The organism is Anabaena sp. WFMT, from assembly GCF_051781005.1.
Taxonomy (GTDB): domain Bacteria; phylum Cyanobacteriota; class Cyanobacteriia; order Cyanobacteriales; family Nostocaceae; genus Anabaena.
Window position 1 is genome coordinate 62,852 of record NZ_JBPWOA010000018.1, and the last position, 21,747, is coordinate 84,598.

Here is a 21,747-nt window from a genome sequence, read left to right on the forward strand (position 1 = left end):
GCGAATTAGCAGGCAGACGAAACTGAGTACTGAGTAAAGAGTACCGAGTAATGAGTGAAAAACTCAAAACAGAGTAGGAAAGAATCAGGAAAGCAGAAAAGTTTGCGAGTCGAACAAATGTATTGAAGTGGTCAAGCTAATAAGGGCTAATGGTGGATACCTAGGCACACAGAGGCGAAGAAGGACGTGGTTACCGACGAAATGCTCCGGGGAGTTGGAAGCAAACTATGAGCCGGAGATATCCGAATGGGGCAACCCTATGTACTACCTGCTGAATATATAGGCAGGAAAGAGCCAACCCAGCGAATTGAAACATCTTAGTAGCTGGAGGAAGAGAAATCAAATAGAGATTCCCTAAGTAGTGGTGAGCGAAAGGGGAAGAGCCTAAACCAAAGGGTTTACCTTTTGGGGTAGTGGGACAGCGATATCGAATCTGGAGGCTAGACGAAGCAGCTAAATACTGCACCAGAGGGGGTGAAAGTCCTGTAGTCGAAAGTCAAAGGATAGTAGCTGAATCCCGAGTAGCATGGGGCACGAGGAATCCCATGTGAATCAGCGAGGACCACCTCGTAAGGCTAAATACTACTGTGTGACCGATAGTGAACCAGTACCGCGAGGGAAAGGTGAAAAGAACCCCGGAAGGGGAGTGAAATAGAACATGAAACCATTAGCTTACAAGCAGTGGGAGTCCGATTAAACGGATGACCGCGTGCCTGTTGAAGAATGAGCCGGCGACTTATAGGCACTGGTAGGTTAAAGCGAGAATGCTGGAGCCAAAGGGAAACCGAGTCTGAAGAGGGCGATAATCAGTGTTTATAGACCCGAACCCTGGTGATCTAACCATGGCCAGGATGAAGCTTGGGTAACACCAAGTGGAGGTCCGAACCGACTGATGTTGAAAAATCAGCGGATGAGCTGTGGTTAGGGGTGAAATGCCAATCGAACCAGGAGCTAGCTGGTTCTCCCCGAAATGTGTTTAGGCGCAGCGGTAATGATTATATCTGGGGGGTAAAGCACTGTTTCGGTGCGGGCTGGGAGACCGGTACCAAATCGAGACAAACTCTGAATACCCAGAGCACACATTGCCAGTGAGACAGTGGGGGATAAGCTTCATTGTCAAGAGGGAAACAGCCCAGACCACCAGCTAAGGTCCCCAAATCATCGCTAAGTGATAAAGGAGGTGGGAGTGCATAGACAACTAGGAGGTTTGCCTAGAAGCAGCCAACCTTGAAAGAGTGCGTAATAGCTCACTAGTCAAGCGCTCCTGCGCCGAAAATGAACGGGGCTAAGCGATGTACCGAAGCTGTGGACTTAGAGAATATCTAAGTGGTAGGGGAGCGTTCCGTCGTAGGTAGAAGCAGTAGCGGCAAGCAGCTGTGGACGAAACGGAAGTGAGAATGTCGGCTTGAGTAGCGCAAATGTATGTGAGAATCATACACCCCGAAACCCTAAGGGTTCCAGAGCCAGGTTCGTCCACTCTGGGTTAGTCGGGACCTAAGGCGAGGCCGAACGGCGTAGTCGATGGACACAGGGTCAACAATCCCTGACTATGATGTGGGAGCATGACGAGGGACGCATGAAAGATAGCCATACCCTGATTGGTTTGGGAGGAGTTTACGAACTCCGCATGGTTAATGATAGTGCCAAGAAAAGCTGGTCATGTGATGAAGACATCGTACCCGTACCCGAAACCGACACAGGTAGGGAGGTTGAGTATACCAAGGGGCGCGAGATAACTCTCTCTAAGGAACTCGGCAAAATGGCCCCGTAACTTCGGAAGAAGGGGTGCCCACCTCAGACGTGGGTCGCAGTGAAGAGATCCAGGCGACTGTTTACCAAAAACACAGGTCTCCGCAAACTCGTAAGAGGACGTATGGGGGCTGACGCCTGCCCAGTGCCGGAAGGTTAAGGAAGTTGGTCAGCGAAAGTGAAGCTAGCGACCGAAGCCCCGGTGAACGGCGGCCGTAACTATAACGGTCCTAAGGTAGCGAAATTCCTTGTCGGGTAAGTTCCGACCCGCACGAAAGGCGTAACGATCTGGATGGTGTCTCAGAGAGAGACTCGGCGAAATAGGAATGTCTGTGAAGATACGGACTGCCTGCACCTGGACAGAAAGACCCTATGAAGCTTTACTGTAGCCTGGAATTGTGTTCGGGCTTCGCTTGCGCAGGATAGGTGGGAAGCGATGAAGTATTCCTTGTGGGGAATATGGAGCTAACGGTGAGATACCACTCTGGCGAAGCTAGAATTCTAACCCATGACCGTTAGCCGGTCAGGGAACAGTTTCAGGTGGGCAGTTTGACTGGGGCGGTCGCCTCCTAAAAGGTAACGGAGGCGCGCAAAGGTTCCCTCAGCACGCTTGGAAACCGTGCGACGAGTGTAAAGGCATAAAGGGAGCTTGACTGCAAGACCGACAAGTCGAGCAGGTACGAAAGTAGGCCTTAGTGATCCGACGGCGCAGAGTGGAATGGCCGTCGCTCAACGGATAAAAGTTACTCTAGGGATAACAGGCTGATCTCCCCCAAGAGTCCACATCGACGGGGAGGTTTGGCACCTCGATGTCGGCTCATCGCAACCTGGGGCGGAAGTACGTCCCAAGGGTTGGGCTGTTCGCCCATTAAAGCGGTACGTGAGCTGGGTTCAGAACGTCGTGAGACAGTTCGGTCCATATCCGGTGCAGGCGCAAGAGCATTGAGAGGAGCCTTCCTTAGTACGAGAGGACCGGGAAGGACGCACCGCTGGTGTACCAGTTATCGTACCAACGGTAAACGCTGGGTAGCCAAGTGCGGAGCGGATAACCGCTGAAAGCATCTAAGTGGGAAGCCCACCTCAAGATGAGTGCTCTCACTACTAATAGTAGGTAAGGTCACGGGCAGAACACCCGTTCATAGGCTCTAAGTGGAAGTACAGTAATGTATGTAGCTGAGGAGTACTAATAGACCGAGGGCTTGACCTCTTAATCATTACATTTTTCGCGTTACTTGCAGTCTTCAGGGTTTTGTTACCCAACAACTTTTCCTGGTGTCTATTGCGCGGTGGAACCACTCTGACCCCTTCCCGAACTCAGATGTGAAACGCTGCTGCGGCGACGATAGTTTGGGGGTTGCCCCACGCCAAAATAGCTCGATGCCAGGTCTATTACTCACAATAAGCCCCCTCCACAGGGGGCTTTTGTTTTTTCATCTTGTTATTAGAAAATCGCGGTTTAATAACTTACCAATAATTTTAGATATTAGATTTAGTTCTGGTTATTTCAATGCTAATCTTGCCGTTAAAGTCGGGAATTGGTGCGGCGATTTTAGTGAGAATAACTTGTACTTGGGTGATAACAACGCTTTCCTCACTGGTTTTCGCACAATAGCTATCTTCTAAAATACTATTAGCTATAGCTCCTGCTAGCTTTTCTAAAAGTGCAAACTTAGATGTCTTGACCAAATTTTGAATTAAGCTAATAGTGCGACGATAATCTATCGTATCTTCTATGGCATCACTTTGAGCAGCTTTAGTAATATCTAACCACAACTTAACATCCACCTCAAACCATTGTCCTAATACCTGTTCTTCTGCTAAAAATCCAGTATAGCCGTAGCAGCGAATCCCTGTTAATTGAATGCAGTCCATAAAAATTTGAGGTTTGAGAGTGAATTTGCTACTTTAGATTTTAAGTTTAATCCCCTGTTGTAGAAAATCTAAAATTTTAAATTTTTGTATCGCTCTATATTAATTGAATGCAGCTTAATTTTGAGAATCTGAATCAACTTTGGTCTTATGTATTAACGGAAACCCTCAAACGCTTGGGTTTAAGTTGTGCTGTCATTTGTCCGGGTTCTCGTTCGACACCATTAACTGTGGCTTTTGCCAAACAAGCACCGGATATTGAAGCTATTCCGATTTTAGACGAACGTTCTGCGGCTTTTTTTGCGCTGGGACGAGCAAAAGCAACCGCAAAACCTGTTGTATTAGTTTGTACATCTGGAACAGCAGGAGCGAATTTTTATCCTGCTGTAATTGAAGCTAAAGAAAGTCGTGTTCCTTTACTGGTATTAACCACTGATAGACCACCAGAATTAAGGGAGTGTCATTCTGGACAAACTATCGACCAGGTAAAATTATATGGTAATTATCCCAACTGGCAAACAGAGTTAGCTTTACCTAATGCAGATAGGGAAATGTTAAGTTATCTCAGGCAAACAGTAATTCATGCTTGGGAACGTTGCCAAATTCCTACAGGAGGAGTGGTACATTTAAACATATCCTTCCGAGACCCCCTCGCACCTGTTGCGGATGGTACAAATTTTACATTAGATTTAGAAGAATTTTTTGCTGGGATAGTTGCCCCATTTCCTATTCCCCATTCCCCATTCCCCATTCCCCAAGAATGGCAACAATGTCAAAGGGGTATTATTATTGCTGGTGTAGCCCAACCTAAGCAACCTCAAGAATATTGTAGAGCGATCGCACACCTTTCCCAAACACTCAACTGGCCTGTTTTAGCGGAGGGACTCTCCCCAGTCAGAAATTATGCAGACTTCAATCCTTATTTAATTTCTACCTACGACATTATTTTACGTAGTCAGCAACTTGCCGAAGTATTAATACCAAAAATTGTAATTCAAATAGGAGAAATGCCGACTAGTAAGGAATTACGTAATTGGTTGATTTCTACTAAACCTCAACGTTGGGTAATTGACAGTTGTTCTCAAAATTTAGATCCTTTACATGGAAAAACGACACACTTAAGGATATCTATAGAAGATATTGGGAGATTAAAAGATGAGGAAATGAGAAAATGTGGGGAGAATAAATATTTAGAAGAATGGTGTCAAGCTGAGATCAAAGTCAGAAACAATATTGACCAAACTTTTAAAAATATAGATGAATTAATTGAAAGTAAAATCGCTTGGTTAATTTGTCAATATCTTCCACCAGGGACACCTTTCTTTATTTCTAATAGTATGCCAGTAAGAGATGTAGAATTTTTTTGGAAACCGAATAATTTAAGGATAAAGCCTTATTTTAACCGAGGTGCAAATGGGATTGATGGTACTCTTTCCACTGCTTTAGGAGTAGCACATATTCAACAAAGCAGCGTAATGTTGACAGGAGACTTAGCCCTACTACATGATACGAATGGTTTTTTAATTAGTAAGAAATTTCTGGGACACTTGACAATTATCTTAATTAATAATAATGGGGGAGGAATTTTTGAACTGTTGCCAATTGCTAAATTTGATCCACTTTTTGAGAAATTTTTTGCTACACCACAGGATATTGATTTTTCTCTGTTGTGCGCTACTTATGGTGTACAACATGAGTTTATTAGTTCATGGAAACAATTGCAGGAAAGGTTACAGATGTTACCAGAAATAGGAATAAGGGTTTTAGAGGTAAGGACAAATAGGAAATTGGATGCTCAATGGAGGAAAGACAATTTAGCGAGATTGTCATAATTATTTTGAAAGCTAATTGATGAGATATTCATCTTTATTTACTAAGCTTTATCTATGGGTTGTTAATTTATTCAACATTGTTTTATTCTTCATCTAAGTCTATTTTCTTGATAAGAATAAATCTATATGAATAATCTCAACAATATCTATGGCATTGCTAACGAGCAACAACCAGTCTATATGAATGTTAACTTTCTCACATACAGGAGCAAGAATTTTACCTGAAAAATGTGAGTTCGGTGAACTAGATATAAAGTCTCAGACTTTAATTACTAACGCAGAAAGCTGCTAATTAGCCACATCAATATAAATGTCAAAACAGTAGAAAACTGATTTGATGTCACGTTGATAAATGGTATTTGCTGTAATATCCAGGTAGCTATTAGTCCCCCTGCTATTAAACCAATAATTAGACTTCCTAGTGTGAATAATACAGCTCTGCCAAATTTGTTTTCCTTACGATTGATAAAATAAATACTAACTCCTACTCCAACTACTAATGCCAGCTGTAGAACCTGATCTCTAGCAGCAGGGTAAAACAAACTAATAGCACTTAAACTTAGATACCAAGCTCCTGGTAATAGCACATCCGGTAGGCTTGGTTGATCGAACATTCTTTGCAGCCATGCAGGTGACTGCTCACGAGGGGTAGGACTTTCTTTCTGAGGAGATTGCGATCGCATCTCTGGAAAGCGGATACGCTCAGGTACTTTAATTTTACCTTCTTGACGCATCCGTAGGCGCTCCATTAAAATCGCATCATAAGCTGATTCAATTAGTTCTAGACCCCTGCCATCACCACCATGTTGCTCCAACAGGCGATTGCGAGCGTCCTGAATTTCATCGAAGCTAGCATCTTCCGATACCCCAAGTTTTTCGTAGGGATTTTGATCGCTCATGGCAATTTGTTACTTCAGCCTTGGTAAGCAGCAGTTTTTTGTTTACTAGAACACTAACGTGGGTCTATGTTGTTCCAAACAGTTGTCCCAACTTATTCCCATTCTTTAACAGGATATTAGCACGGGTTAGTTTGTTTGACCCAGGAATTTTAACTATAGCTATTTTAACATATTGTTATAACACTGTGTATATCATCAGATGGCTGAGTAGTTATGGCTTTTCTTATCCATAGGTATTAAAAGAAAAATATCACCTGCATGAGTACCCACCTTGCTGTAAGCAAGCTAGAGAAGTCTGAGTTACATAACTAAATCTTAATTCGATAGGATGTTTCAAATTTCTATCCTACTGGTAACACCGTGTTCTATTGAGACAAAACGCTACAAATAGGATCGAAACAACCATTTAGTGTATATACTGAATTGCAGACCTGATTACTGGAAGATTGGTGCCTACATCGTTCATAATTATGACTACAGTTTACTGTGAATAATCAGGATACTCATACCTAGACCCTGTAGATTCCTAATTAAGTCCAAAGTGTAAACTGTGTTTTTACACAATCCCCCTTGTTAATCCTATGAATTTTTGTGTAAAGTGATGATCATGGCTCCTGCCAAGATTCTTGTAGTTGATGACGACCCTGCGGTTCGGAACTTAATCCAACGCTTTTTGATTAAACAGAACTATCAAGTAGAAGCTGCCGAAGATGGTAAGGCAGCCCTAGCTCTATTTGAGCAATTTAACCCAGACTTGGTAATTCTAGATGTAAATCTACCAGATGTAATCGGTTTTAATCTCTGTCAAGAGATGCAAAGTCGTAACGGTGTTTTTGTACTCATGCTAACTAGCCGAACAGATGAAGCTGACAAAATTCGCGGTTTCTCTAAAGGTGCTGATGACTATCTCACCAAGCCATTTGGTCTGGGAGAGCTAGAAGTAAGAGTAGCAGCTATTTTGAGGCGGCAGCGAATTGTGACTACCGCAGAACAAAAACGCCTCATTTTTGAAAAGCTGATGATTGATCCTGTACGGAGGGAAGTGACACTTAACCACGAAACAGTACCTTTAACTGCTTTAGAATTTGACTTGTTGCATTTTTTAGCCAGTCATCCAGGTCGAGTTTGGCGGCGAGCAGAACTTATCCAAGAGGTCTGGGACTATGAATATGTGGGAGACCAGCGAGTTGTGGATGTCCATATCGGTCAAATTCGCAAGAAGATTGAAACTGATGCTAGTCAGCCTGCATTAATTCAGACTGTGCGTGGTGTAGGGTACAAGTTTGAATGTCCTACTCATTCGCAACAAGAAGTCCAATCCTAAATTTAGAGTTTTGCAAATCTTGACTCTTTGAAAATCAGCTAAAAAGTACAATACTATCCATCTGAAAGGGTAATTACCGTTATCCTGCCTGCGATATCAATTTTTTTCATGATTGTATTTGGCTCTGGCATGGCTAATGGTAAATTTCTTTAGCGTAATCTGACATTAAGAGTGTTCTAAGAAATAAATTATCCAGAAGTTGTCGATTCGAGTAAAGGAAAGCGGAATAAACCAATGACAATTGAGCATTTTTTCACTTGGAATACTCTTAATCGCAACATTTCGCAGGCGTGATTGCATCTGCGGTATATTCTTAGACGACTGAACTTTTACTTTTGCTTTCTTAGGTCGCACTAGGAAGCAGAGGGTGGTTTTTAACCCGACTGTCAATCCCCTCTGAAAAACTGACCCTAATATTATACTCAAAACGGTTTAATTATTTGATTCTATAGATAGGGGTTTAGCAGTGCTAAACCCCTACGTATCTAGGTTTTTCGTAATCCTCCAAAAGTCCATGTTTTAACTGTGTTTGGTATATTAACGTTTACCAAAAATAGTGGATATGTCTCCTGATTGCTCTCTTACTTCTAGTTCTAATTCAGGTTCAGGAAAGGAAAATTCTACCACTGGTTCAGGTATGGAAACTATGATATCAGCAGCATTAATAATAGCTCCTAACAGTCCTAACTCAGCTTCTACCAGTTGATCAATGGCTTCTCCGAGCATATTTTCTTGTGTATAGTTAGGTCGGGCTACTAGCACGATACCATCACTATAGGGTTGAATTAACAACGGATCGTTAGAAATGCTGAGAGGATTTGTGTCTAAGATTACTAGATCGTAACGTTCTCGCGCATCTTCTATCAGACGGCGCATTTCGCTTGATTCTATGATAGCGGCAGATTGACGAACAGGTCCGACGCTGGGAATAATGTATAAATTTTCTACATCAGGAACTAAGCGAATACAGTCACTCAAGCTGGAATAATAAAGCAAGGGTTCAACAGTGGCATAGGAATCAGGAGCTATTTTTAGGGATGAAGCCTGGGAGGGCGATCGCAAATCTGTTTCAATAATCAATGTTCTTTTACCAGCAAGTGCGGAAGCTATACCTAAGTTGTAAGCACTTACGGTCTTACCTTCTTGGCTGCTGACGCTAGTAATCAATATCACTTTAACGTCGTTGCCGCCAATCCGGCGCAAATTACTGCGAAACTTTTCATAAAACTCTAAATAGGGAGAATCTGGGGAAAGTATTACTGGTAAAGCTTCTGGAGCCAAATCATCAACTGGCATCAAAGGTAGTTCTCCCAATAGCAAAACTTCCCGTTCCTTGAGGCTTTCGCGGATATCTTCTTTGGTCTTGAAAGTTCCTTCCAGTGAACCCAACAAAAATATTACCCCACCACCAATTACAGCACCCAAGAAACTACCGATAGCTAAGGTTGTAGGTATACTCTTGGGGGGAACGGCAACATTAGTAGCTATGGGTGGTCTAGCAATAGTGAAACTACTGACAGTTTCTGCTTCTGCGGCTTGAGCATCAGTCAGCTTGGCTTGCATTTGGTCATAAATAGCTTTTTTCAGACCAACAGACTGCTCCAAGCGCGATCGCTCTAATTGCTTATTAGGTATGAGAGAATATTCTCGACGTAATTGTGCCTCTTGTTGAATTTGCTGTTTTAGTTGTTGTTCGAGCGTCTCTCGTTGGGTTTGTAAAGCTACCATTTGGTTAGCTAATGCCTGACGCGTGGGATCTAAGCTACTTTGGGTGCGAATACCTGTCACATTCCCCCGAAGTGGAGCTGCAAGACCACCACCACCTAATACCTCCGCAGCACGTTGTTGCAGTAATTCTTCAGAAGCTTCTTTTTGACGCTTTAACTGAATCATTGTCGGGTGTTCAGGTCGTAAATCCTTGCGGAGAACAGCGATTTGTGACTCAGTTTGATAAATTTGCGATCGCAAATTAGCAATAATTGGATCAGCACTCAAAGCAGAAGAAACATAAGCCTGTCCAACGGTTAACCCCAGCTTATCTTCCAAAGAACGAAGTTGAGCATCAATTCCAGAAATAGTTAGTTGAATTGCTCTTTGTTGATTTTGACTAGCACTAATCCCATTCAGCAAACTACCATTTTCTGCTGCCAAAATGGCTGTTCTTTCCCGTCGATCATATTCTTCTAGTTTATTCTCAGCAGCTTGGAGTTCTTGCTTAAATTCTGGCAAACGCTCATTAATTTTTTGAATAATCGCCTTTAATCGTCCAGTATTAATCTCACTACTTAACTGAACTATTCCTTTCATCAATTCTTGCAATACATCTTTGGCTCTGTTGGCATCGCTATCTACATACTTCATGATGATTGATGTAGATTCTAATTCTCCTGCTTTATTTCTACTCGGAAATTTAATTGCTACATTTTTAGCAATAGTTTTTGGGTTAGTCTTGACTTTTGCTGCCACCGTCTCAATAACTGGATCTGATAGTAAAACTTCTGGTGTTAGTTCTTTCCCCTGTGCTTGAATTTCACTACCAGTTTTTGAAAAAGAAACGGTTGGTGTATTATATGTCAACGCAGATTCGGCCATATAAGTGACTGGTGGGTCTGGTTGTATAGCAACTACTGTTGAACCTATTACCACTAGACCAAAACTAGCTAGTCCAACCCACTTGTATTTTTCAAAAGCAATAAGATAGCGCTTAATAATTGGTGGTGTCATAGCATTTAATTAATCATTAGTTATTACTTATGAGTGATAAACTCTGACTTCTAAATAAATTTTTAATTTGAATCACCACCGAATAATCCGCTACCAAAGTTCTGGAAAAAGTTCAGAAATGATTGCACATTAAAAAACGGTTGCGTGATGGTATTCAATAAATTAGTAATTTTCCCGACCAGATTTCTACCAACGACTATCACATCATTGTCTTGAAGCGCCACATTCTGAGAATTATCACCTGCTAGTACCTTTCTAGCATCAAGTCTTTGAGTAACAGCTTTACCCTGTTCAGGATCAAAGCGAACCAGAGCAATATCCCGAAGATTAGCAGTGTCGAGACGAATACCCCCCAAAGCATCTATAAATGTACTCCCATTAGGCAACGATTGAGTTGCGATTCCTCCTGCGGCATAGTTTAAAACTCGGACTTTAATCTGAGGAATAGCTAAAGTTGAACGTGCCACCAGTTTGCGATCATAACCGTCATCAGTACCAATTTCACGGCGCGGTACAATGATTGCATCCCCATCTTGCAAGCGTAAATTAGGGGGTGAACCACCATTTTGCAAAGCAGCATACAAGTTAAGATTTTGTGAAATTATAGAACCATCAGTTAGCTGACGACGTATTTGCACTTGTCGGAGGTCTGCGTTCAAAGTTGACCCCCCTGCTAAGGGTAAAATATCAGTAATTCGGGGCATTCCCGAACTAGCAGAATAAATTCCAGGACGAAATACTTCCCCCGTAATAGTAACTTGGACTGGGCGCATCTGTGCCAACGTTACCACCACAGGATCTGTAGTAATACTGGTTAAAGCCAAACGAATTTTTTCTTGGGCTTCTTCCACACTCAAGCCTAGTATAGAAACTTTCCCTACTTGTGGGATGACAATATTGCCGTCTTGACTAATTGCAGCTTGGAAACTCAAATCTGGACGTTGCCCAGTTAGTGATAAAGATATAATTGGGTCAATAACATAACGATTTAAGCCAGTGCGAATTTTTGCCTCTGCTTGCTGCAAAGTTAAACCTTGTAAAGAAAGTACTCCCAGTAGTGGTACGACAATATTGCCTTCTGGATTAATTGCTGCTTGAAAACTTAAATCTGGAAATCGCTGCACCGTAACACCAATAGAATCTCCAATTCCTAAGCGGTATAGACCAGGGGGACGCTGAACTATCACACTGATCGTATCTCCTATACCTAAGAGATAACGGTTGAATTGGGGTGAAATTTCATCATTTGCACTGGGAGACATCTCCTCAAAACTTGCTGGAGGCAGGGGAACTTGTTCTGGTGATTGTTCTAAAGATGGTAAATTTTGAGCCACAACAGGTCTAATAGATGTTGTCAAGCTAACACCCACCTGAAGAGTAATCAAAAACAGGGCGCTGAATGCACGTATATGAGAACTGGGCGCTATAAACATTGATACAGTTAGTTTAAATAAAATACTTTACAGAGCTACAGACATCAATGCGGCTTGCACTGTTTCACCGAGAGACTGAAGTTTCTTCCAAGATGTTTCCACTTGTCCAAAAGGCTCTATTGGTATCAGAATACTCACAGCCACCCAAGGAACACGCTTTTGTTGCCATTGTGCCATTTGGTCTGCAACAAACCAGTTTACTGGTGATGAAGTTCCACCATTTGGCATTGCGTACCATTGTAAGACAGCAAAAGTTGATTTTTGTGTTGTTGCCCGAAAGAACCTAGCCTTAACTTTGATAGTGGCATTTGCTTCTGGACTAGATGGCTGTTTAACAGTAAATTCAGCAGCCCGATATTGAGCTATATCCCACTTTCCCCAACTTGACTTGCCCCAACCACTAACGTCTGTCCACTCTACCTCTGGTTGATCTCTTGGGCCATTTTGGGGTAGCAAAAGTAGTATAGCCTCAACTGACGGGTCTTTTTGCTTGAGTATCTGCAAGAACCATTTCTTGTTGCCAACGTTCGTTTCTGACTGTTGAATAGTTTGCCACCCAGGAATACTTAATCCTACTTTACGGATGTTTTTCAACTGCTTGAGTTGAGTAACTGATGGTGGTTGCTTCCATTGCCACTTTCCTGTTAGATATCCAGGAACTGCTCCCACTCCTAACAGCAGTAACAGTAAAATCAGCACTGCGACCTGATTCCATTGCTGTTTTTTGAAAAATTTGGATAAGGAAATCATCGAGTAAAATTTCCAACACTTAGACAGGATTGTACTAGATAAAATGGGTAAATATTTCTTTTATGCTTTTTATGCTGTTTCATCTAACTCAATTGCTGGTTTTTCTGAAAAATAACTATTCATCCAATTGAGTAAAGGCACTAGTAATAACAGCATACAAGCAGAGTAGAGATCACCACCCCAACTATCATGCAGCCATGAAAAGCCTCCTTCGTTGCCAGTACCGTGAAAGAAAGTCAATAAGGTATTACGAATAATATTGGCTGTCACACTAATGACAACAGCAATAGATAAAAACCAGGCTGTTATGCGCCGTGAAGATATGGTATCTGTCCAATAAAGTAATATTAAGCTGACGTAGAGAGTGGTAAATAACATTTTCAACCCTGCACAATAGGGAGCTACCTCCACAATTCGTCCATTTACGTAGAGGTTGATTCCATCTACTATGACGTTCATGCCAAATTGATTGAGGATAAAGGCTGCTGTACCAGCGATAAAGCTTTGTAGAGGAAAGGTATAGGGGGCTATTATGTAAGGTAATGCTGTCGGGGTAGCTAAAAACACTAACAATAAGGGAAAACCTTGTAATCGTAAGCCTGGTATGCCCTTGAACCATAAGCATAGTCCGGCTAGTATGGTAGGTAAGGACAGGTTAACCCATTCGGATACACCACTGAGATAAAAAATTACGCCTATTATTAATAAGCCGATGCTAACAGGATGGGACGAATCGGGCAACCGTTGCCACTTTTTCCGATTTGTCCAAGCGATATAACCAGCAAATGGTAAACCGATAATACCGTGGCTGAAATATTCATGTTCGATACTTATACTTTTGTGTAACCAACCATCTAACCAATGTAGCAATATTGGAGCATAAAGCAGGAGGAAAATTAGTAAAATGCCTAAGTTTAACAACTGGGCTGTACTACGGATTTTGATTTGTTGTTGGAGTTCCATAATTTTAATGCACAATTAAATCAGGATTTAAGGATAATCAGGATTATTTTCATGTTCTGAAACGAAATTTACAATTGAAATTTGCCGTTAATACTGGCTATTGGTGAAAAAGAAAATTAAAATTAAGCTCATTTTTTGGCGATATTCAAGCTTGAAAAAATAGCATTTACGACTTCTTTAATTTGGCTATTGTTTAAACCGGGGTACATGGGCAAAGATAATATTTGTTTAGATAATTTTTCTGATTGGGGAAAGTCTCCTTGTTGATAACCTAGTTGAGTAAATGCAGGTTGAAGATGACAGGGAATTGGGTAATGAATACCAGTTTGAATTCCGACTGCTGTCAGTTGGTCTTGTAGTTGCTGACGTTTTAGGGGACAAGAATCATCAATCTTGATGACATAGAGATGATAAATATGTCCTGTGCCACTTTGGTTAACCATAGGGATAACACCAGCAGAGTCTAATGGTTCTAGTTCTATATTATACTGTTTGGCAATGGTAAAGCGATCGCTATTCCACCCAGATAAATGAGGTAATTTTTGGTTTAATATTGCTGCTTGCAGGGTATCTAAGCGGCTATTAGTACCTGGTTCAAGATGCACATACTTTTGAGATGAGCCATAATTTCGCAACCGACGCATTTTTGCCGCTACGTCTGCATCTCGTGTCACTACCATTCCCCCATCCCCAAAGGCCCCTAAATTCTTGCTGGGATAGAAACTAAAGGCTGCGGCCATACCCACCGAACCTGCTTTATATCCTTCTCTTTCTGCCAAGTGGGCTTGGGCTGCATCTTCAAAAATTAACACTTTATGAGTATCGGCAAAGTCTAATAATTGGCTTGGTGATACCATTTGACCATATAGATGTACGGGAATAATGGCTTTGGTTTGGGGTGTAATAGCTTTAGCGGCTGCTTCCAAGTCAATTAAAGCTGTTTGGGGGTCACAATCTACTAAAATTGGTGTAGCACCAGCACTAACCACACCGATTAGTGTGGCGATAAAAGTATTAGCTGGTAAAATGACTTCATCACCAGCACCGATGTGACAAGCTTGCAGGCCAAGAGCGATCGCATCAGTTCCAGATGCCACACCAATTCCATACTCCGTACCAGATGCCGCTGCAAACGCTTCCTCAAAATCGGATACAGCCTGTCCTAAAATAAAATCTCCCTTTGCCAATACATCCTGAATCGCCTGTTGCAACTGAGTTTGAATCGGCTGATGTTGTAAATTTAGGTCTACAAAAGGAACTTTAATAGTCATTCTATTTTTGGCCTAGTAGTATCAAAAATGCAGTAGCAACATACTATCTCAAAAAATGTATTACATTTTCAATTTCACATATAGCGTTATATTCCCCTTAGTGAAAATTCTATACTTAAGTAATATTTTTGGCACTAGTATCTACCAATTCTAGAGATTCTTTCCCCGACTCCTGGAAGTAAGTAAAAAATTTTTTGCCTAACCTATTGATTGGAGGTGAAATTGGGGAATGCTGAGAAATAGCAAATAATAACCACTGTCATGTGGTTATAAAACTGACAGTATCTAGAAGGTATCAAGGTAGTACTGGTAATGATAGAACCTGAAAATAAATTATTTGTCCCTGATGATGGTTGGAATTCTTTAGAAGTCCAAGAACAAAAACGCCTAAAAGTCCTGACAGCATTAGGTTTACGACAATTAGAAACCATCCCGGTATTTGAAGAAGCCACTCAAACTGCTGCCCATTTTTTGGAAGCCGAAATTTCTATTTTGGGATTTATAGATCAAGAAATCCACTGGTTCAAGTCATCGGTGGGTTTGTCAAGATTAGGACTCATGAATGATTTGGCAAAAAACCGTCAATTATTACGTCGAGAGTCCTTCTGCACACAAGTGGTAGAAAGCTTACAAACAGTAGTCATTAATGATACTAAAAACAACATAGATACAGAAATATTTACCAGCAATTTAGTGCAGAAGTATGGCATCCGTTCCTACTTAGGAGCGCCATTAATTGATGCTTCTGGATATTGCTTAGGTGCATTAGCCGTGATGGATCGCAAACCACGTAATTTTACAGAGCGAGACATTGAGTTTTTGCAAATCATCGCTCGTTGGAGTATGAGTGAATTTGAGCGCAACCGTTTGTTACAAGGGAAATCACAAAAAAGCACTATTAGAAGCATTCCTAGTTTGCCATTTTCAGAAGAACAGATAATTGACCTCAAAATTTCCCCACCAATTCTAGAAACAGTCTCTAGTTCTACTCAGCAACTGAAACTGGAACTCTTAGGCCAATTAACCCAAGAGTTGCGTACACCTTTAACATCTGTACTGGGTATGGCTAGTGTTCTCGGCCGGGAAATTTATGGGCCTTTGACAACTAAACAGCGAGAATATCTAGAGATTATTCAACACAGTGGCAAGTATTTGCTTTCTTTGGTGAATGAGATTACCGAACTAGGAACAATAAGTGATGCTTCGGATGCGCTGAACTTAGTTTCTGTAGATATTGAAATGCTGTGTCAACAAGCCATACATACACTAGCAGAAGTAGCTGTCCGTCGTGATCAAGATATTCGTTTGTCTATGGAGCCAGGACGCAATCGCATTTGGCCTTTAGATAAAGATAAGGTGCGGCAAATTTTGTATCACCTGCTATTTAGCGTGATTCAACTTTCTGCGACAGGTAGCATTATTCGTGTTCATATTTCTGGCAAAGAAGATACACTCTCTATTACCGTTTGGGTTTCTCATCCCTACTTAGGAGATGGAATAACTGAGATTGATCCTTACGTACACACTGATTCCTTGTCAATACTAGAAATAGTCGGTAGAGAGGAAAAGTATAATATTCATGGGGAAAATCAGGGGAATTTGCCAAAAATATTGAATAAGTCACAAAATCTGATTGATGAGCAACTAGGAATACTGGTTAATAGTTCAGATCAGGATTTAGACAATTTATTTGGTCATCTATCTCGTGAAAAAATAGGTTTGTTACTTAGCTGTCAACTAGCAGAACTTCATGGAGGAAACATTTCAATACAAGGTTCACTAGAATCAGGATACCGCTATGTGATTTCTTTGCCACTGCAAACGGCGAAAACCCGACAATTAATTAATAATGAAACCTAATCATAAGGCGCAATTTTTTCAATTGCTAATCTCAGTTGTGATCTTTGGATAACGACCGGCATTATCATGAAAGCCAAGTTCTGCATATAAGTGCTAATTGGTGACAACGTTGTTTATGAATTTAGTCTGGCAAAAATTTACTTTATCCTCTTTACCGCTGAAGGAATATCTGTCTACGAGTTATTTGCATCGGTTTATGGTCGGGATTTTACGTCCTTGGCGGCAAACCAGTCTTTTGATGCAGTGGGGAGATACAATAGCGGCGGCTCTTCTCAGTCTGGTCTATGGTTTTGCGCCTTTTGTCTCCAGTAGTTTAATGCTGGTATTAATGGTGGCTTGTATAGGATTTTGGCTGTTGCTGACTTTATCTGATGAAACTACTTCTGTAAATGCTGCTTCTGTCACTCCTATTCATCTGTTGGTATTGCTGTATTGGGGAATAGCCGCGATCGCTACAGCTTTATCCCCAGTCAAAAAAGCAGCGTTGAATGACTTGGCAACATTAACACTCTATTTATTACTCTTTACTGTCTGCGCTAGGGTGCTGAGATTTCCCCGCCTTCGGTCTTGGTTGATCACTGTTTATTTACATATATCCCTAATTGTCAGTGTCTATGGGATTCGACAATGGTTTTTTGGTGCTAAAGCACTAGCAACTTGGGTTGATCCAGAGTCTGCTTTATCTAAGACGACTAGGGTTTATAGTTATTTGGGTAATCCCAATTTACTGGCAGGATACCTGATACCAGCCGTAATTTTGAGCTTAGTGGCGATTTTTGCTTGGCATGGTTGGCTGAAGAAAGCTTTAGCTGCAACAATGTTTGTTGTCAACACTTCCTGTTTGGTTCTTACCTATAGTCGTGGAGGCTGGATAGCTTTAGTAGTAGCACTTTTGACGGCGATGGCATTGTTGGTTTATTGGTGGAGTGTGGAAATGCCGCCATTTTGGCGCACTTGGTCATTACCAGTTATTGTGGGAGGTTTAATTGGGGTATTGGTGCTGGCTGTGATATTTGTCGAGCCTGTGCGTTTGCGGGTTGTGAGTATTTTTGCAGATCGTCAAGACAGTAGTAATAATTTCCGCCGTAATGTCTGGGATGCTGTTTTTAGGATGATAGGCGATCGCCCAATTATTGGTATTGGCCCTGGACACCATTCTTTTAACAAGGTTTACCCTCTCTACCAACAACCCCGATATACGGCTTTGAGTGCCTATTCAATTTTTTTAGAAACGGTTGTAGAAACTGGCTTTTTGGGTTTAGCTAGTTTTCTCTGGTTAGTAATTGTTACTTTTAATACGGCATTTGTACAACTGCAACGGTTACGGCAATCTAGAAATGTAGAAGGATTTTGGATTATTGGGGCGATCGCAACTTTACTGGGTATGCTCGCTCACGGAACTGTCGATACTGTCTGGTATCGTCCAGCAGTTAATACTGTTTGGTGGCTAATGGTAGCCTTAATTGCCAGCTATTGGCAACCTTTAGATCAACCAACAAATCAATCTCGAATTCTTCAGTAGAATTATCCAGAAATTAGATATCAGTCCTGTATAAGGATTTGATATTCATTTGCAAATAAGTCTAGTTGTCAGCATTATTTCCACTGACAACTGACTATTTTTTTATAGCTAAGTAGGTGGGCAGAATAAAACCAAACTGTGTAAAGAAAAGTCAACAAGGCTAAAACCCTTTTTCCCCCTGCTCCCTGCTCCCTGCCCCCTGCCTTATCCCAACGACAATTTTTAACGCCAACCTACTTAATAGGTATAGGTGACACTGTGATGAAAAATTGCCACAACCAACTCACTTTTAGTATCCCCAATCCAAAATTCCAAATTGATACTAGTCCCTGTAGCTGCTGGCCCCTGGTGCATTAGGGTCACGATAACGAGTTGGTTCTTCGTCACGCTTTTTACCCGCTAACCCAGCTAAACCTAAAAGACCAATTAATCCTAGCCAACCCCAATCAGTATTGGTGCGATCATCATACACAACCCTATTCGGTGCAGCAGTGTCAGTTCTAGGTTGAGTGACTTGGGCTTGGGCGGGGAAACTTAAGGGTAAAATTCCCATAGTCAAAGTCAGAACCCCAACGCCTACTGTTTTGGTTAAATTATTCGTCATGGTAAATAGTGCCTTATATCCTACTTCAGATATTCACCACTGTATCTATTCCCAAAATGGGCTAAATCAATCTGCGGCTATAAACTCGATTTATTCCTAAATCAGGCTGAGGATATATTTAACAAACCTCGCCCAAGTTGAGAACTGGAGTTTTTATAGGATTTGAAAATAAAACCCGATTCAGAAAAAACTATGGGTTTCCAAGTAGACGCGGTTTGATTTATCAAAAAAATAGGCTGAAAAACCCGATAGCGCCACGTGGCTGATTATAAATGGTTTAATGCTTTAGCGATCGCGTAAATTAAATACACGGGTGGTTTACTGCTGGTGAAATTAGGTGATGAAAAAACTCTGGCTGCTATTCAGCATATTATTTGTGGGACTATTAACAATTACCCAAGTATTAGCTCAGAAAAAATTACAACTGAAAATCAACCGCTACTTAGAAGTTCGCAGTACTTCTGGAAATGTCACCTACCAAAATAGACAGATTTCCCAATTAGCTCGCATAGGCATAAAACTACAAAATGTAGGAGATAGCATCAGCACAGGCCAGCGTTCGAGTAGTATGCTGTCCCTAGATACTGGCATTGGTTTTATTCAGGTTGCAGAAAATACAAAACTCGAAATTCAAAAACTGCAAACAACTAGTCAGGGTGGACGCATTACCAATTTACAGGTGACAGGTGGACAGGTACGGCTGAAAATACGTACCTTTACACATCAAGATTCCACCTTGCAAATACAGACTCCCGCAGGGATTACAGGCGTGCGAGGGACAGACTTTGGTGTGAGTGTTCAACCGACTGGGAAAACAGGGGTAGCAACTCTCACCGGCAGTGTAGCAACAACGGCTCAAGGTCAAAGAGTATATGTAAATAAAGGCTTTCAGACTCTAGTTATTCCAGGAGAACCACCTTCAGTACCTACGCCATTACGAAATAATACAAGATTAGATGTGCAAGTACTGGAAGAAAGAAGAAATCAACAAGTCCGTATTGTTGCTAAAGTTGATCCAGTTAACTTGGTCATGTTGCTAAATCAACCGCTGATTACTGATCGGAGTGGAAAATTTGACATTACCATCCCTATGCCAGCTAATCGGCGTGTTGCGATGACAGTAACAACACCTTTAAGCAAAAAACAAGATTATGAATTAATTGTTCCTTAAAGCTACTGAATTAAGCTAAAAAAGAGAGATGCAATCGCTGTGTAACCCCACAGGTCAATTAAAAATCTGCATTTGTCTAGAGTTTTTTTCCAATTCACGTAATTTTAAATTTATCAACTATAATATTTAACTGCTTATTGTTTGTCACAATCAGCTAATCGCATACACCAACCCGCTATCCATCGTGCAAGATACCGATTCTATGAATGACCTTGCTGCTGCACTGCAACAGCCAGTAGATTTAGATTTTGAACTACCAGATCCAGAAGACGAACAGATTCTGGAGTCTGATTTTTTACAGCAGCTAGATGTAGCTTGGCAAGTATGCGATCGCTTTGATTTACAAACAGAAATTTGGCGTGGTCGCATTTTACGCTCAGTCCGTGACCGAGAGAAGAAAAACGGAGACGGACGCGGTGCAGGTTTTCTCAAATGGCTCAAAGAACGGGAAATTAGTAAAACTCAAGCTTACAGTTGGATTCAACTCGCAAATAGTGCCGATACCTTAATTGAAGATGGCAAACTTGACCCCAGTAGTGTCAATAACTTTAGTAAACGGGCGTTTGTAGAAACAGCCAAAGCCGCTCCAGAAGTGCAACAGATGGTGAGTGAAGCCGCCCAAAAAGGCGATCGCATCACCCGCAGAGAAGTCCGTCAACTCACCGACGAATGGACAGCTATGTCCTCAGATTTGTTACCAGAGGAAGTTAGGGAAAAAGCCGCAGATAACACCTTGCCACCGCGCTATATTGCCCCTTTGGTCAAGGAAATGGAAAAACTGCCAGAATCACACCAAAAGGCATTACAAAGGGATATAGCTGCCAGTCCTGATGTTGATACTCTCAAACAGGCAACCACAGAAGCCCGTCAATTAGGAAAATATCTCAAATCTGCGGCACAAGTCCAAGCGTTGACAGAAGAAAATGTGGATATTGAAACAGCTTTAGAAGAAGCGCAAAGAATCGGCTGTTTGAGTATCGCTGCTGACTTGGTAAATCAAGCATCCCAGATGGAACAAGGTATAGCCAAGTTATATATGACTTGGAAAAAAATTAGTAATTTAGCAGATAGATTGTATGTTGATACTGGAGCGAGTACACCCAATCTGCGATCGCTCCTCACTTGCATAGAACCCCTTGGTGGTGAAATCATGGAACTGCAACTCAGTGGTGCGACTGAACACACCATTAGGTTACAGATTCAAGAGACAAATTAGTCATTTGTCATTTGTCATTTGTCATTTGTCATTGGTGATTGGGAAGTTGAGGAGAATAATTAACTCCTATTCCCAATTACGAATTACGAATTATAGAATTCTTCCATTATCTTCGCCAATTCCACATCTAAATTACTGATAGCATTACCGATGTCATGGGTAACAAGATTCACCCGGACGGTGTTGTAAACATTTAACCATTCGGGGTGATGTCCCATTGTTTCTGCGTGAACACCCACAGTCACCATCCAACCTAACGCAGTCGGGAAAGAGTTAAATTTGTATTCTTTATACAACTTACCTTCTTTAATTTGCCATCCAGGTAAACTACTCAGGGCTTGTTGTAGTTCTATTTCACTGAGCTTATGTCCTGTCATCGGTGACTGCACTCCTACTAATTTATGTAGATATTTTATGTAGATATCACTTCATAGTAACAAGTTTACTAAACTGGGGTTTGTTAACAGATATATATACACTCAGATACAGGTAACATTTTTACTACTTGCTATTTATAAATCACAGAGAAAACACATAGAATAGATTAGTGTGCGATAATT

Annotated in this window: 15 protein-coding genes and 2 rRNA genes; 8 read left to right on the forward strand and 9 right to left on the reverse strand. The window is 41.4% G+C overall.

Annotated features, from left to right (window positions below; genetic code table 11):
- The first annotated feature begins 129 nt into the window (after positions 1-129).
- Together ACSQ6I_RS10885 and rrf are read left to right on the forward strand one after the other, a co-directional pair.
- Positions 130-2,956 (forward strand): 23S ribosomal RNA (locus tag ACSQ6I_RS10885).
- 61 nt (positions 2,957-3,017) lie between these two features.
- A 5S ribosomal RNA gene (rrf, locus tag ACSQ6I_RS10890) occupies positions 3,018-3,135 on the forward strand.
- A gap of 90 nt (positions 3,136-3,225) precedes the next feature.
- Here the strand turns inward: rrf and folB are convergent.
- Positions 3,226-3,621, reverse strand: coding sequence for a dihydroneopterin aldolase (gene folB / locus ACSQ6I_RS10895; protein WP_438890359.1), 396 nt, complete (start codon positions 3,619-3,621; stop codon positions 3,226-3,228).
- 107 nt (positions 3,622-3,728) lie between these two features.
- Here folB and menD point away from each other — a divergent pair, with 107 nt between their 5' ends.
- Positions 3,729-5,450, forward strand: coding sequence for a 2-succinyl-5-enolpyruvyl-6-hydroxy-3-cyclohexene-1-carboxylic-acid synthase (menD, locus tag ACSQ6I_RS10900; protein ID WP_438890360.1), 1,722 nt, complete (start codon positions 3,729-3,731; stop codon positions 5,448-5,450).
- Between the two features lie 272 nt (positions 5,451-5,722).
- Here menD and ACSQ6I_RS10905 read toward each other — a convergent pair whose 3' ends face one another.
- A complete protein-coding gene (locus ACSQ6I_RS10905) occupies positions 5,723-6,349 on the reverse strand; it encodes a CPP1-like family protein (protein WP_438890362.1) in 627 nt (208 codons plus the stop codon).
- Between the two features lie 607 nt (positions 6,350-6,956).
- Between ACSQ6I_RS10905 and ACSQ6I_RS10910 the strand changes: the two genes are divergently transcribed.
- Positions 6,957-7,673, forward strand: coding sequence for a response regulator transcription factor (locus ACSQ6I_RS10910; protein ID WP_438890363.1), 717 nt, complete (start codon positions 6,957-6,959; stop codon positions 7,671-7,673).
- A 537-nt stretch (positions 7,674-8,210) separates the two neighbouring features.
- Here ACSQ6I_RS10910 and ACSQ6I_RS10915 read toward each other — a convergent pair.
- The 5 genes from ACSQ6I_RS10915 to ACSQ6I_RS10935 form a co-directional block, all read right to left on the reverse strand.
- On the reverse strand, positions 8,211-10,397 hold the full coding sequence (locus ACSQ6I_RS10915) for a GumC family protein (protein WP_438890365.1): 2,187 nt from the start codon (positions 10,395-10,397) through the stop codon (positions 8,211-8,213).
- Positions 10,398-10,459: 62 nt separating this feature from the next.
- Positions 10,460-11,830: a polysaccharide biosynthesis/export family protein gene (locus ACSQ6I_RS10920; RefSeq protein WP_438890367.1), complete on the reverse strand. Its 1,371-nt coding sequence runs from the start codon at positions 11,828-11,830 to the stop codon at positions 10,460-10,462.
- A gap of 27 nt (positions 11,831-11,857) precedes the next feature.
- A complete protein-coding gene (locus ACSQ6I_RS10925; RefSeq protein ID WP_438890368.1) occupies positions 11,858-12,580 on the reverse strand; it encodes a cyanoexosortase B system-associated protein in 723 nt (240 codons plus the stop codon).
- 69 nt (positions 12,581-12,649) lie between these two features.
- On the reverse strand, positions 12,650-13,543 hold the full coding sequence (gene crtB, locus ACSQ6I_RS10930) for a cyanoexosortase B (RefSeq protein ID WP_438890370.1): 894 nt from the start codon (positions 13,541-13,543) through the stop codon (positions 12,650-12,652).
- 128 nt (positions 13,544-13,671) lie between these two features.
- Positions 13,672-14,814, reverse strand: coding sequence for a DegT/DnrJ/EryC1/StrS family aminotransferase (locus ACSQ6I_RS10935; RefSeq protein ID WP_438890372.1), 1,143 nt, complete (start codon positions 14,812-14,814; stop codon positions 13,672-13,674).
- Between the two features lie 312 nt (positions 14,815-15,126).
- Between ACSQ6I_RS10935 and ACSQ6I_RS10940 the strand changes: the two genes are divergently transcribed.
- Complete coding sequence (locus ACSQ6I_RS10940) at positions 15,127-16,674, forward strand: GAF domain-containing sensor histidine kinase (protein ID WP_438890374.1); 1,548 nt, start codon at positions 15,127-15,129, stop codon at positions 16,672-16,674.
- 115 nt (positions 16,675-16,789) lie between these two features.
- Positions 16,790-18,196: an IctB family putative bicarbonate transporter gene (locus tag ACSQ6I_RS10945; RefSeq protein WP_438890376.1), complete on the forward strand. Its 1,407-nt coding sequence runs from the start codon at positions 16,790-16,792 to the stop codon at positions 18,194-18,196.
- Between the two features lie 322 nt (positions 18,197-18,518).
- Here ACSQ6I_RS10945 and ACSQ6I_RS10950 read toward each other — a convergent pair whose 3' ends face one another.
- Positions 18,519-18,800, reverse strand: a complete 282-nt coding sequence (locus tag ACSQ6I_RS10950; RefSeq protein WP_438890378.1) for a WGxxGxxG family protein — start codon at positions 18,798-18,800, stop codon at positions 18,519-18,521.
- 340 nt (positions 18,801-19,140) lie between these two features.
- Between ACSQ6I_RS10950 and ACSQ6I_RS10955 the strand changes: the two genes are divergently transcribed.
- Both ACSQ6I_RS10955 and ACSQ6I_RS10960 read left to right on the forward strand, forming a co-directional pair.
- Positions 19,141-19,971: a FecR family protein gene (locus ACSQ6I_RS10955; RefSeq protein ID WP_438890379.1), complete on the forward strand. Its 831-nt coding sequence runs from the start codon at positions 19,141-19,143 to the stop codon at positions 19,969-19,971.
- Positions 19,972-20,173: 202 nt separating this feature from the next.
- The gene (locus tag ACSQ6I_RS10960; RefSeq protein ID WP_015215533.1) at positions 20,174-21,187 is read left to right on the forward strand and encodes a hypothetical protein; all 1,014 of its coding nucleotides are present in this window, start codon (positions 20,174-20,176) and stop codon (positions 21,185-21,187) included.
- Positions 21,188-21,270: 83 nt separating this feature from the next.
- On the opposite strand, the gene ACSQ6I_RS10965 is transcribed toward ACSQ6I_RS10960, so the two are convergent.
- Positions 21,271-21,564: a 4a-hydroxytetrahydrobiopterin dehydratase gene (locus tag ACSQ6I_RS10965; protein ID WP_438890380.1), complete on the reverse strand. Its 294-nt coding sequence runs from the start codon at positions 21,562-21,564 to the stop codon at positions 21,271-21,273.
- Between the last annotated feature and the right edge of the window lie 183 nt (positions 21,565-21,747).